This window comes from Pseudomonas sp. LBUM1678, assembly GCF_059695575.1.
Window position 1 is genome coordinate 1,836,385 of the sequence record NZ_CP166775.1, and the last position, 13,425, is coordinate 1,849,809.

A 13,425-nucleotide genomic window follows, 5' to 3' on the forward strand; every position below is an offset into this window, starting at 1 on the left:
CCAGGGGCTTTTGGGCCTGCTTTATTGGGGGTCGCATCCCTGGGTGGTGGTTACCTGACCAGTGCACTCCCCAACAACTTTGCCCTGATTGTTAGGGGCTCTTCAGTGTGAAAAAAAGCCGTGAAAAGCCAACGACCTGTAAACCTAGACCTAAGGACCATCAAACTCCCCATCACCGGCGTTACGTCGTTTCTTCACCGTGTTTCCGGCATCATCCTCTTCCTGGGCCTTGGCTTCATGCTTTATGCATTGGGCAAATCTCTGGGTTCCGAGGAAGGTTTTGTCGAGGTGAAGGCATGCTTGACCAGTCCTCTGGCCAAGTTCGTAGCATGGGGCCTCCTGTCCGCTCTGCTGTATCACCTGGTAGCCGGTGTGCGCCATTTGATCATGGACATGGGCATCGGTGAGACGCTGGAAGGCGGCAAGCTGGGCTCGAAAATCATTATCGCCGTATCTGCGGTGTTGATCGTTCTGGCGGGAGTTTGGATATGGTAACCAGCGTAACGAACCTGTCGCGTTCCGGTCTCTATGACTGGATGGCGCAGCGTGTGTCTGCGGTTGTTCTCGCGGCTTATTTCATTTTTCTGATCGGATACCTCGTAGCGCACCCTGGCATTGGCTACGCCCAATGGCATGAACTGTTTGCAAGCAACGGGATGCGTATCTTCAGTCTGCTGGCCCTGGTGGCCCTGGGCGCTCACGCCTGGGTTGGCATGTGGACCATCGCGACCGACTACCTGACGCCGATGGCGCTGGGCAAGTCCGCGACTGCAGTACGTTTCCTCTTCCAGGCAGTATGCGGCGTCGCGATGTTCGCCTACTTCGTCTGGGGTGTGCAGATTCTTTGGGGTATCTGATTCATGTCTACTACAGTTAATACGCTTTCGTTCGACGCCATCATCATTGGCGGCGGCGGTGCTGGCATGCGCGCTGCGCTGCAGCTGGCTCAAGGTGGTCACAAGACTGCCGTAGTTACCAAGGTTTTCCCGACTCGTTCGCACACTGTATCCGCCCAGGGTGGCATCACCTGCGCCATCGCTTCGGCAGATCCGAACGATGACTGGCGCTGGCACATGTACGATACCGTCAAAGGTTCCGACTACATCGGTGACCAGGACGCTATCGAATACATGTGTTCCGTAGGCCCGGAAGCGGTCTTCGAACTCGAGCACATGGGCTTGCCGTTCTCCCGTACCGAACAGGGCCGCATTTATCAGCGTCCGTTCGGCGGTCAGTCGAAAGACTTCGGTAAAGGTGGTCAAGCTGCACGTACGTGCGCCGCTGCCGACCGTACCGGTCACGCTCTGCTGCACACTTTGTACCAGGCCAACCTCAAGGCCGGCACCGTATTCCTCAACGAATACTACGGCGTCGATCTGGTGAAGAACGAAGACGGTGCCTTTGTCGGCATGATCGTCATCTGCATCGAAACCGGCGAAACCTCCTACGTCCGCGCTAACGCCACCGTATTGGCGACCGGCGGTGCAGGTCGTATCTACTCGTCCACCACCAATGCCCTGATCAACACCGGTGACGGCGTCGGCATGGCTCTGCGTGCTGGCGTGCCGGTACAAGACATCGAAATGTGGCAGTTCCACCCGACCGGCATCGCTGGCGCAGGTGTACTGGTGACTGAAGGCTGCCGCGGTGAAGGCGGTTACCTGATCAACAAGCACGGCGAGCGTTTCATGGAGCGTTATGCTCCGAACGCCAAAGACCTTGCTGGTCGTGACGTTGTTGCCCGTTCGATGGTTAAAGAAATCATCGCCGGCAACGGTTGCGGTCCGGATGGCGACCACGTAATGCTGAAACTCGATCACCTCGGTGAAGAAGTTCTGCACAGCCGTCTGCCAGGCATCATGGAACTGTCCAAGACCTTCGCCCACGTCGATCCAGCCGTGGCGCCGATTCCGGTCGTTCCAACCTGCCACTATATGATGGGCGGCGTTGCCACCAACATTCATGGTCAGGCAATCACCCAGGACGCCGACGGCGTCGACCAGATCATTCCTGGTCTGTTCGCAGTGGGCGAAGTGGCTTGCGTATCGGTTCACGGTGCCAACCGTCTGGGCGGCAACTCGCTGCTCGACCTGGTGGTATTCGGCCGTGCAGCCGGTCTGTTCCTGGAGCAGACCCTGAAAGAAGGCGTTGATTACGCCCGTCCTCGCCAGTCCGACATCGACGCTGCCCTGGCACGTCTCGATGGTCTGAACTCGCGTACCGAAGGCGAAGACGTCGCCACCCTGCGTAAAGAGCTGCAAAGCTGCATGCAGAACTACTTCGGTGTATTCCGTACCGGCGAATACATGCAGAAGGGTATTGCCCAGCTGGCTGATCTGCGTGGCCGTATCGCCAACGTCAAGATCAACGACAAGAGCCAGGCGTTCAACACCGCTCGAATCGAAGCCCTGGAACTGCAGAACCTGCTGGAAGTGGCCGAAGCCACTGCCATCGCTGCAGAGATCCGCAAAGAGTCCCGCGGCGCTCACGCCCGTGAAGACTACGAAGATCGCGACGACGAAAACTGGCTGTGCCACACCCTGTACTTCCCGGGTGACAAGCGCGTGACCAAGCGTGCTGTGAACTTCTCGCCGAAGACTGTTCCGACTTTTGAACCTAAGATTCGGACTTATTAAGGGTGGCCGCCATGTTGCAAGTCAGTGTTTATCGCTACAACCCTGATCAGGACGCTGCGCCGTTCATGCAGGAATTCCAGGTCGATACCGGTGGTAAAGACCTGATGGTGCTTGACGTGCTGGCCCTGATCAAAGAGCAGGACGAAGGTTTCTCCTATCGTCGCTCTTGCCGTGAAGGTGTTTGCGGTTCCGACGGCATGAACATCAACGGCAAAAACGCTCTGGCGTGCGTCACGCCGCTGTCCGCTGTCGTAAAAGGTAACAAGCTGATCGTTCGTCCGCTGCCAGGTTTGCCGGTTATCCGTGACCTGGTCGTCGATATGAGCATCTTCTACAAGCAATACGAGAAGGTTAAGCCATACCTGCAGAACGACACGCCGGCTCCGGCCATCGAACGTCTGCAGACCCCTGAAGAGCGTGAAAAGCTCGACGGTCTGTACGAGTGCATCCTGTGCGCTTGCTGCTCGACCTCTTGCCCGTCCTTCTGGTGGAACCCGGACAAGTTCCTAGGCCCGGCTGCACTGCTGCAAGCTTACCGCTTCCTGGCAGACAGCCGCGACACCAAGACTGCCGAGCGTCTGGCTTCGCTGGATGACCCGTTCAGCGTATTCCGCTGCCGCGGGATCATGAACTGCGTCAACGTCTGCCCGAAAGGCCTGAACCCGACTAAGGCCATCGGTCACGTACGTAACATGCTGCTGCAAAGCGGCGTGTGATTCAGCTGTAAATGCAGGACCGCTGTACCCGTAGATGCTACGGCGCAGGCTTCAACCGGCGCCGTAGTCTTAACCTGAGCAGCAGCTTATAAGGCTGCGGCTCTTATTTTGAAGAAATGAGACAAGCAGGGGCATCCGGGCTGGTACCCGGACTATCAGCGTGATCCTAAGTGGCTTGTTTTGGTCGCTGCATTCGGACTTCTGCAAGTTTGCTCTGTGTCGACGCCGGTGGTGTTCCCCTAATCGAGGGTGACCAAGCATGCAAGAAAGCGTGATGCAGCGCATGTGGAACAGTGCCCACCTATCCGGTGGTAACGCTGCCTATGTGGAAGAGCTCTACGAGCTCTACCTGCACGACCCTAACGCTGTGCCAGAAGAGTGGCGCACCTACTTTCAGAAGTTGCCGACTGACGGCAGCTCTGCCACCGATGTTTCGCACTCCACAATTCGCGATCATTTCGTCTTGCTGGCAAAGAACCAGCGCCGCGCCCAACCGGTTTCCGCCGGGAGCGTGAGCAGTGAGCACGAGAAGAAGCAAGTTGAAGTGCTGCGATTGATCCAGGCCTACCGTATGCGTGGCCACCAGGCAGCCCAGCTTGACCCGCTGGGGCTGTGGCAGCGTCCTGCACCTGCAGACCTGTCGATCAATCATTACGGCTTGACCAATGCCGATCTTGATACGACCTTCCGTGCCGGCGACCTGTTCATCGGCAAAGAGGAGGCGAGCCTACGCGAAATTCACGAAGCGTTGCAGCAGACATATTGCCGCACCATCGGCGCTGAATTTACGCATATCACCGATTCCGAGCAGCGCCAGTGGTTCCAGCAGCGTCTGGAAAGCGTGCGTGGTCGTCCGACGTACTCCGCCGACATCAAGAGTCACTTGCTTGAGCGTGTTACCGCCGGTGAAGGCCTGGAAAAATACTTGGGCACCAAATACCCGGGTACCAAGCGTTTCGGTCTGGAAGGCGGCGAGAGCCTGATTCCGATGCTCGACGAGCTGATCCAGCGTTCCGGTTCCTACGGCACCAAGGAAATCGTTATCGGCATGGCCCACCGTGGCCGTCTGAACGTGCTGGTCAACACCTTCGGCAAGAACCCGCGCGAGCTGTTCGACGAGTTCGAAGGCAAGAAGAAGGTCGAGCTGGGTTCCGGTGACGTTAAATATCACCAGGGCTTCTCGTCCAACGTCATGACCACTGGCGGTGAAGTTCACCTCGCGATGGCTTTCAACCCGTCCCACCTGGAAATCGTATCTCCAGTGGTCGAGGGATCGGTTCGCGCCCGTCAGGATCGTCGTAACGACCCTACCGGCGAGAAGGTTCTGCCGATCTCCATCCACGGTGACGCGGCATTCGCCGGTCAGGGCGTGGTGATGGAAACCTTCCAGATGTCGCAGACCCGCGGTTTCAAGACCGGCGGCACCGTGCACATCGTGATCAACAACCAGGTTGGTTTCACCATCAGCAACCCGCTGGACTCGCGTTCCACCGAGTATGCGACCGACGTTGCGAAAATGATCCAGGCGCCGATCCTCCATGTGAATGGTGATGATCCGGAAGCCGTATTGTTCGTGACCCAGCTGGCCATCGACTACCGCATGCAGTTCAAGCGTGACGTGGTGATCGACCTGGTCTGCTACCGTCGTCGCGGCCACAACGAGGCCGACGAGCCAAGCGGCACCCAGCCGATCATGTATCAGCAGATCACCAAACAGCGCACCACCCGTGAACTGTATGCCGATCGCCTGACTCAGAGCGGTGTGCTGGACGTTGAGCGTGTTCAGGCGAAAGTCGATGAATACCGCAACGCGCTGGACAACGGCCTGCATGTTGTAAAAAGCCTGGTCAAAGAGCCGAACAAAGAGTTGTTCGTGGACTGGCGTCCGTATCTGGGCCACGCCTGGACTGCGCGTCACGACACGCGTTTCGATCTGAAAACCTTGCAGGAACTGTCTGCCAAGCTGCTGGAAATTCCGGAAGGCTTCGTGGTTCAGCGCCAGGTCTCGAAAATCTACGAAGACCGTCAGAAGATGCAAGCAGGCGGCCTGCCGATCAACTGGGGTTACGCCGAAACCATGGCGTACGCGACCCTGGCGTTCGAAGGTCACCCGATTCGCATGACGGGTCAGGACATCGGTCGCGGTACGTTCTCGCACCGTCACGCTGTCTTGCACAACCAGAAAGACGCGGGGACCTACGTCCCGCTGCAAAACTTGTACAAGGGCCAGCCACGTTTCGACCTGTACGATTCGTTCCTGTCCGAAGAAGCCGTGCTGGCGTTCGAATACGGTTACTCGACCACCACGCCTGAGGCGCTGGTGATCTGGGAAGCCCAGTTCGGCGACTTCGCCAACGGTGCCCAGGTGGTTATCGACCAGTTCATCACCAGTGGCGAGCACAAGTGGGGCCGTCTCTGCGGTCTGACCATGCTGCTGCCGCACGGTTATGAAGGTCAGGGGCCGGAGCACTCGTCGGCGCGTCTGGAGCGTTACCTGCAGCTGTGCGCCGAGCACAACATTCAGGTGGCGGTACCGACTACCCCGGCTCAGATCTACCACTTGCTGCGTCGTCAGGTGATTCGCCCGCTGCGCAAGCCATTGATCGTTCTGACTCCGAAGTCGTTGCTGCGTCACAAGCTGGCCATCTCGACCCTGGAAGATCTGGCCGAAGGTTCGTTCCAGACCGTTATCCCGGAAATCGATGCACTGGACCCGAAAAAGGTCGAGCGCGTTGTTCTGTGTAGCGGCAAGGTCTACTACGACCTGCTGGAAAAACGCCGTGCCGAAGGTCGTGATGACATCGCCATCGTGCGTATCGAGCAGCTGTACCCATTCCCTGAGGACGACTTGAACGAAGTCCTGGCTCCGTACACCAACCTCAAACATATCGTTTGGTGTCAGGAAGAGCCGATGAACCAGGGTGCCTGGTACTGCAGCCAGCATCACATGCGCCGCATCGTTGGCAATCACAACAAGGCGCTCGTCCTCGAGTACGCCGGCCGTGATGCTTCTGCTGCACCTGCTTGTGGTTATGCATCGATGCACGCTGAGCAGCAGGAAAAACTGCTGCAAGACGCCTTTACTGTTTAACGCCTTCGCGCACCTGAAACCGAATTTAAGGACTCACAGATAATGGCTATCGAAATCAAAGCCCCCACTTTCCCGGAATCGGTTGCCGATGGCACCGTTGCCACCTGGCACAAACAACCGGGCGACGCTGTAAAGCGTGATGACCTGATCGTCGACATCGAAACCGACAAGGTTGTGCTGGAAGTGTTGGCCACTGCTGACGGCGTGCTGGGCGCTATCGTCAAGAACGAAGGCGACACCGTTCTGTCCGACGAAGTGCTGGGCTCCATCGAAGCGGGCGGCGCTGCTGCCGCTCCAGCTGCTGCCGCTGCTCCGGCTGCTGCACAAGCTGCTGCTCCAGCCGCCGAAGGCGAAGACGATCCTGTTGCTGCACCGGCTGCTCGCAAGCTGGCTGAAGAAAACGGTATCAACATCGCTTCCGTTGCCGGCACTGGCAAAGGCGGTCGTGTGACCAAGGAAGACGTGGTTGCAGCCGTTGCTGCCAAGAAAGCCGCTCCGGCTGCTGCGCCTGCCAAGGCTGCTGCTCCGGCTGCCGCTGCTCCTGTGTTCGCCGCTGGCGACCGCATCGAGAAGCGCGTTCCGATGACCCGCGTTCGCGCTACCGTGGCCAAGCGCCTGGTTGAAGCTCAGTCGAACATGGCGATGCTGACCACCTTCAACGAAGTCGACATGACCGAAGTCATGGCCCTGCGTTCGAAGTACAAGGACCTGTTCGAGAAGTCCCACAACGGCGTACGCCTGGGCTTCATGTCGTTCTTCGTGAAAGCGGCCACCGAAGCGCTGAAACGCTTCCCGGCTGTCAACGCGTCGATCGACGGTGCCGACATCGTTTACCACGGCTACGCTGACGTTGGTGTAGCTGTTTCCAGCGACCGCGGCCTGGTTGTACCAGTTCTGCGTAACGCCGAACTGATGAGCCTGGCTGAAATCGAAGGCGGCATCGCCACCTTCGGCAAGAAGGCTCGCGACGGCAAACTGTCGATGGACGAAATGACCGGCGGTACGTTCACCATCACCAACGGTGGTACCTTCGGTTCGATGATGTCGACCCCGATCGTCAACCCGCCGCAAGCGGCCATCCTGGGCATGCACAACATTCTGCAGCGTCCTATGGCGATCAACGGTCAGGTCGTTATCCGCCCGATGATGTACCTGGCTCTGTCCTACGATCACCGTCTGATCGATGGCAAAGAAGCTGTGACCTTCCTGGTTACCATCAAGAACCTGCTGGAAGACCCGGCTCGTTTGCTGCTGGATATCTGATTACGTTGCACGGGCCGTTCAATGATGGGCGGCCCTCCTGTAATGACCAGCTTCGTCCCACGACAATCCCCAAAAGGGATTGTCCGGTTTGATTCGAGAAGGAATGACACATGACTCAGAAATTCGACGTGGTAGTGATTGGCGCGGGCCCTGGCGGCTACGTGGCTGCCATTAAAGCAGCGCAACTGGGCCTCTCCACTGCCTGCATCGAGAAATACACCGACAAGGAAGGCAAACTGGCCCTCGGCGGTACTTGCCTGAACGTCGGCTGCATTCCCTCCAAGGCGCTGCTGGACAGCTCCTGGAAATACAAGGAAGCCAAAGAAGGCTTCGCGATCCACGGTATCAATCACGCTGGCGTGACCATGGACGTGGCGGCAATGGTTGGCCGTAAAGCCAATATCGTCAAAGGCCTGACCTCTGGCGTTGCCACCCTGTTCAAGGCGAACGGCGTCACTTCCCTGCAAGGCCACGGCAAACTGCTGGCCGGCAAGAAAGTTGAACTGACCAAGCCAGACGGCACCGTTGAAATCATCGAAGCCGAGAACGTGATTCTGGCTTCGGGCTCGCGTCCGATCGACATTCCACCGGCTCCGGTTGACCAGAACGTGATCGTCGATTCGACTGGCGCGCTGGAATTCCAATCGGTTCCAAAACGTCTGGGCGTTATCGGCGCTGGCGTAATCGGTCTGGAACTGGGTTCGGTCTGGTCGCGTCTGGGTTCGGAAGTGGTTGTCCTGGAAGCACTGGAGAAGTTCCTGCCAGCCGCTGACGACGCCGTTTCCAAAGAAGCTTTCAAAACCCTGACCAAACAAGGTCTGGACATCAAGCTGGGCGCTCGCGTCACCGGTTCCAAAGTGAATGGCAACGAAGTTGTCGTGAACTACACCGATGCCAATGGCGAACAGAACATCACTTTCGACAAGCTGATCGTTGCCGTTGGTCGCCGTCCAGTGACCACCGAACTGTTGGCTGCCGACAGCGGTGTGAACATCGACGAGCGCGGTTTCGTATTCGTTGACGACCAGTGCGCCACCAGCGTACCGGGCGTTTACGCGATCGGTGACGTGGTTCGCGGCATGATGCTGGCGCACAAGGCGTCCGAAGAAGGCATCATGGTCGTTGAGCGCATCAAGGGCCACAAAGCCCAAATCAACTATGACCTGATCCCTTCTGTTATTTATACTCACCCGGAAATCGCGTGGGTCGGCAAAACCGAGCAGGTCTTGAAGGCTGAAGGCGTTGAAGTTAACGTTGGCACCTTCCCGTTCGCAGCCAGCGGCCGTGCCATGGCAGCCAACGATACCGGCGGTTTCGTCAAAGTCATTGCCGATGCCAAGACTGACCGCGTATTGGGCGTCCACGTGATTGGCCCGAGCGCTGCAGAACTGGTTCAGCAGGGCGCAATCGGTATGGAATTCGGCACCAGCGCTGAAGACCTGGGCATGATGGTTTTCTCCCATCCGACCCTGTCTGAAGCCTTGCACGAAGCAGCTCTGGCAGTGAATGGCGGCGCCATCCACATCGCCAACCGCAAGAAGCGTTAAGACAATAAGAAACCACGGCGGAATGGCCCGTCGTGAGCCTTGCATGCAAGACTCACCGCGGAATATCCGCTGGACGCAGTCTCGCGTAGTGGCACCGGTTGACCGGAAAGGCTACGCGAGCAGCAGTCACAGGTGGTGCGGCACTTGAACAAGTGCAGCACCGAATGCGCAGTACCTAACGAAGACGGTAATAAGCATGAATCTTCACGAGTATCAGGGTAAGCAGCTCTTCGCTGAATACGGCCTGCCAGTATCCCAGGGTTTCGCCGTAGACACCCCGGAAGCAGCAGCAGAAGCGTGCGACAAAATCGGCGGGACCGAATGGGTTGTCAAAGCCCAGGTTCACGCAGGTGGTCGCGGTAAAGCGGGCGGCGTCAAGCTGGTTCGCAGCAAAGAAGACGCCAAAGCATTCGCTCAACAGTGGTTGGGCAAGCGTCTGGTGACTTACCAGACTGATGCCAATGGTCAGCCAGTCACCAAGATCCTGGTTGAATCGTGCACTGATATCGCTAAAGAGCTGTACCTGGGCGCTGTCGTTGACCGTTCGAGCCGTCGCATCGTGTTCATGGCTTCCACCGAAGGTGGCGTGGACATCGAGAAAATCGCTCACGACACTCCAGAAAAAATTCTGAAAGCCACTATCGATCCACTGGTAGGCGCTCAGCCATTCCAGGGTCGCGAGCTGGCATTCCAGCTGGGTCTGGAAGGCAAGCAAGTTGCTCAGTTCGCCAAGATCTTCGTAGGTCTGGCCAAACTGTTCAAGGATCACGACCTGGCTCTGCTGGAAGTGAACCCGCTGGTGATCAAGGCTGACGGCGATCTGCATTGCCTCGACGCCAAGATCAACATCGACGCCAACGCCATGTACCGTCAGCCTAAGCTGAAGACTTTCCACGATCCGTCGCAAGACGATCCGCGCGAAGCGCACGCTGCCAAGTTCGAACTGAACTACGTAGCGCTGGAAGGCAACATCGGTTGCATGGTCAACGGTGCTGGCCTGGCCATGGGTACCATGGACATCGTCAACCTGCATGGCGGCAAACCAGCCAACTTCCTCGACGTGGGCGGCGGTGCTACCAAAGAACGCGTTACCGAAGCGTTCAAGATCATCCTGTCCGACACTAACGTCGCTGCAGTACTGGTCAACATCTTCGGCGGCATCGTTCGTTGCGACATGATTGCCGAAGGCATCATCGGTGCAGTGAAAGAAGTCGGCGTGAAAATCCCGGTTGTTGTTCGCCTTGAAGGCAACAACGCTGAACTGGGCGCTAAAGTACTGGCAGAAAGCGGTTTGAACATCATCGCTGCTACCAGCCTGACCGACGCTGCTCAACAAGTCGTTAAAGCTGCGGAGGGCAAATAATGAGCGTCCTGATCAATAAAGACACCAAAGTTATCTGCCAGGGTATTACCGGTTCGCAAGGTAGTTTCCACACCCAGCAAGCCATCGAATACGGCACCAAGATGGTGGGTGGCGTTACTCCTGGCAAAGGCGGCACCGAGCACCTGGGTCTGCCAGTGTTCAACACCGTGAAAGATGCTGTAGCTGCCACTGGCGCCACCGCCAGCGTGATCTACGTTCCAGCTCCTTTCTGCAAGGACTCCATCCTGGAAGCAGCATTCGGCGGCATCAAGCTGATCGTCTGCATCACTGAAGGCATTCCTACCCTGGACATGCTGGATGCCAAGGTCAAGTGCGACGAACTGGGCGTAGTCCTGATCGGTCCTAACTGCCCAGGCGTGATCACTCCAGGCGAATGCAAGATCGGCATCATGCCAGGTCACATTCACTTGCCAGGCAAGGTCGGTATCGTTTCCCGTTCCGGCACCCTGACCTACGAAGCTGTCAAGCAGACTACTGACGCCGGTTTCGGTCAGTCGACTTGCGTCGGCATCGGCGGTGACCCGATCCCGGGTTCGAACTTCATCGACATCCTGAAGCTGTTCCAGGAAGACCCGAAGACCGAAGCGATCGTCATGATCGGCGAGATCGGCGGTTCGGCTGAAGAAGAAGCGGCTGCCTACATCAAGGCACACGTGACCAAGCCGGTTGTTTCCTACATCGCTGGTGTGACTGCCCCTGCAGGCAAGCGCATGGGCCATGCTGGCGCAATCATCTCTGGCGGCAAGGGCACTGCAGACGAGAAGTTTGCTGCCCTGGAAGACGCAGGTGTTAAAACCGTGCGTTCGCTGGCAGACATCGGCAAGGCTTTGTCCGAGCTGACCGGTTGGGCGATCAAATAAGCCTCGCGCTTAGCTGACGCTTCACCAAACAAAGGCCACCTTCGGGTGGCCTTTGTCGTTTCCGGGGTTTAGATATTGCAGCGCTTTTTGTGGCGAGGGAGCTTGCTCCCGCTGGGCTGCGAAGCGGCCCCAAAACCGGCCATCGAAGTTTGTCTGGTACACCGCATGCAATGGATTTACGGCTGCTGCGCAGCCGAGCGGGAGCAAGCTCCCTCGCCACAGGATTCTGTGCAAGTAAATTAGATATATAAACGCGACACAGAAATGTCGCGTATCGGATAGATCGCCCCTTAACAGTGCGTTTGTCGGGCAAATTCGTTAGGCTGGCAGCCATTTTTGCGTCCGCGGCCCACAAGGAAGCAACGCGCTAAAGGGTCAGTCCTATACGGACCGACAGCATTTCCCTCACCCACAAGGGAAATCCCTCTCTAAATTCCGATTCAGTAGTGTGGATATTTCCTTAATGAAAGTTTTGAAAGGTCAGGACATCCTGGCACTTGGTTTTATGACATTTGCCCTGTTCGTCGGGGCTGGCAACATCATCTTCCCGCCTATCGTCGGTTTGCAGTCCGGGCCTAATGTCTGGATGGCAGCGCTGGGCTTTCTGATCACCGCGGTCGGTCTGCCAGTGATCACCGTGATTGCGCTGGCCAAGGTCGGTGGTGCGATGGATGCGTTGAGCAGCCCGATCGGCAAAATCGCCGGTGGCCTGCTGGCCGCCGCGTGTTACCTCGCCGTGGGCCCGCTGTTCGCCACGCCGCGCACCGCGACCGTGTCGTTCGAAGTGGGTCTCGCGCCGTTGACCGGCGAAAGTCCTCTCGCGCTGTTTCTCTACAGTTCGGTGTACTTCCTGCTGGTGTTCTTCATTTCGCTCTATCCGGGCCGTTTGCTGGACACCGTGGGACGTTTCCTCGCACCCCTGAAGATCATCGCCCTGGCCGCACTCGGCATTGCCGCGTTCGCGCTGCCGGCCGGCGACATCGGCGTGGCCACCCCGGAATACGTGGCGGCACCGTTCTCCCAAGGGTTCATCAATGGTTACCTGACCATGGATACCCTCGGCGCACTGGTGTTCGGCATCGTCATCGTCAACGCGATCCGCTCCCGTGGCGTCGAATCGCCGGTGCTGATCACCCGTTACGCGATCATTGCCGGTCTGATTGCCGGCGTGGGCCTGGCGCTGGTGTACGTCAGCCTGTTCCGTCTCGGTTCCGGCAGCCATGAAGTGGCGGCCGGTGCTACTAATGGCGCGGCGGTTTTGCACGCTTACGTTCAACACACCTTCGGTTCGTTGGGCAGTGGTTTCCTTGCCGTGCTGATCTCGCTGGCTTGCCTGGTGACGGCTGTCGGCCTGACCTGCGCCTGCGCCGAGTACTTCAGCCGTGTGTTGCCTTTGTCTTACAAGACACTGGTGATCATCCTGGCGGTGTTCTCGCTGTTTGTGTCCAACCTGGGCCTCACCAAGCTGATTGCGTTCTCGATCCCGGTGCTGACAGCGATTTACCCGCCGTGCATCGCGCTGGTAGCGCTGAGCTTCTGCAAAGACTTCTGGCATGAGCAGGGCCGCATCGTTGGTCCGGTAATGCTGGTCTCGTTCATTTTCGGCCTGATCGATGCGCTCAAGGGCGCAGGTCTGGCGGACTGGATGCCGACTCAGCTGTCCCATTTGCCGCTGAGCGAGCAGGGCTTGGCATGGCTGGTGCCGTCAGTCATGACCCTGGTGGTCGCGGTGGTTTGCGACCGTCTGCTGGGCAAGCGCGAAGAAGCGCTGGCTTAAGCAGCTTCACGACTCGCCACAAGCGAGTCTTGAGCATTAACAGAAATGCCCCGTATCAATCGATACGGGGCATTTTTTATGGGCGTGATGCAGTGTCTTTTTTTGTCAGCTAACGTCGAAGCACTGCAAATCTCCTGTGGGAGCGAGCCTG

At 57.9% G+C, this 13,425-nt stretch carries 10 protein-coding genes; all 10 read left to right on the plus strand.

Translation table 11 applies throughout. The features are described 5' to 3' along the window. The first annotated feature begins 120 nt into the window (after nucleotides 1–120). The 10 genes from sdhC (at nucleotide 121) to brnQ (ending at nucleotide 13,274) form a co-directional block, all read left to right on the plus strand. Nucleotides 121–495 carry a succinate dehydrogenase, cytochrome b556 subunit gene (gene sdhC / locus ACA070_RS08310; protein WP_497450747.1) on the plus strand — a complete coding sequence of 125 codons (375 nt, stop codon included), beginning with the start codon at nucleotides 121–123 and terminating at the stop codon, nucleotides 493–495. Continuing rightward, a complete protein-coding gene (gene sdhD / locus ACA070_RS08315; RefSeq protein WP_497450748.1) occupies nucleotides 489–857 on the plus strand; it encodes a succinate dehydrogenase, hydrophobic membrane anchor protein in 369 nt (122 codons plus the stop codon). Before sdhC ends, sdhD begins: the two co-directional genes overlap by 7 nt. Nucleotides 858–860: 3 nt before the next feature. Then, complete coding sequence (gene sdhA / locus ACA070_RS08320; RefSeq protein WP_008032662.1) at nucleotides 861–2,636, plus strand: succinate dehydrogenase flavoprotein subunit; 1,776 nt, start codon at nucleotides 861–863, stop codon at nucleotides 2,634–2,636. 11 nt (nucleotides 2,637–2,647) lie between these two features. Further along, entirely contained in the window at nucleotides 2,648–3,352 is a 705-nt protein-coding gene (locus ACA070_RS08325) for a succinate dehydrogenase iron-sulfur subunit (protein ID WP_497450749.1), read from the plus strand. Nucleotides 3,353–3,611: 259 nt separating this feature from the next. Then, the gene (locus ACA070_RS08330) at nucleotides 3,612–6,443 is read left to right on the plus strand and encodes a 2-oxoglutarate dehydrogenase E1 component (RefSeq protein ID WP_497450750.1); all 2,832 of its coding nucleotides are present in this window, start codon (nucleotides 3,612–3,614) and stop codon (nucleotides 6,441–6,443) included. A gap of 42 nt (nucleotides 6,444–6,485) precedes the next feature. Next, the gene (gene odhB, locus ACA070_RS08335; RefSeq protein WP_033056077.1) at nucleotides 6,486–7,706 is read left to right on the plus strand and encodes a 2-oxoglutarate dehydrogenase complex dihydrolipoyllysine-residue succinyltransferase; all 1,221 of its coding nucleotides are present in this window, start codon (nucleotides 6,486–6,488) and stop codon (nucleotides 7,704–7,706) included. A gap of 110 nt (nucleotides 7,707–7,816) precedes the next feature. Then, nucleotides 7,817–9,253: a dihydrolipoyl dehydrogenase gene (lpdA, locus tag ACA070_RS08340; protein ID WP_403099562.1), complete on the plus strand. Its 1,437-nt coding sequence runs from the start codon at nucleotides 7,817–7,819 to the stop codon at nucleotides 9,251–9,253. A gap of 196 nt (nucleotides 9,254–9,449) precedes the next feature. Continuing rightward, nucleotides 9,450–10,616, plus strand: a complete 1,167-nt coding sequence (sucC, locus tag ACA070_RS08345) for an ADP-forming succinate--CoA ligase subunit beta (protein ID WP_008148602.1) — start codon at nucleotides 9,450–9,452, stop codon at nucleotides 10,614–10,616. After that, nucleotides 10,616–11,497, plus strand: coding sequence for a succinate--CoA ligase subunit alpha (gene sucD / locus ACA070_RS08350; RefSeq protein ID WP_008148605.1), 882 nt, complete (start codon nucleotides 10,616–10,618; stop codon nucleotides 11,495–11,497). Before sucC ends, sucD begins: the two co-directional genes overlap by 1 nt. Before the next feature lie 463 nt (nucleotides 11,498–11,960). Next, complete coding sequence (gene brnQ / locus ACA070_RS08355; protein WP_497450751.1) at nucleotides 11,961–13,274, plus strand: branched-chain amino acid transport system II carrier protein; 1,314 nt, start codon at nucleotides 11,961–11,963, stop codon at nucleotides 13,272–13,274. The last annotated feature ends 151 nt before the right edge of the window (nucleotides 13,275–13,425 follow it).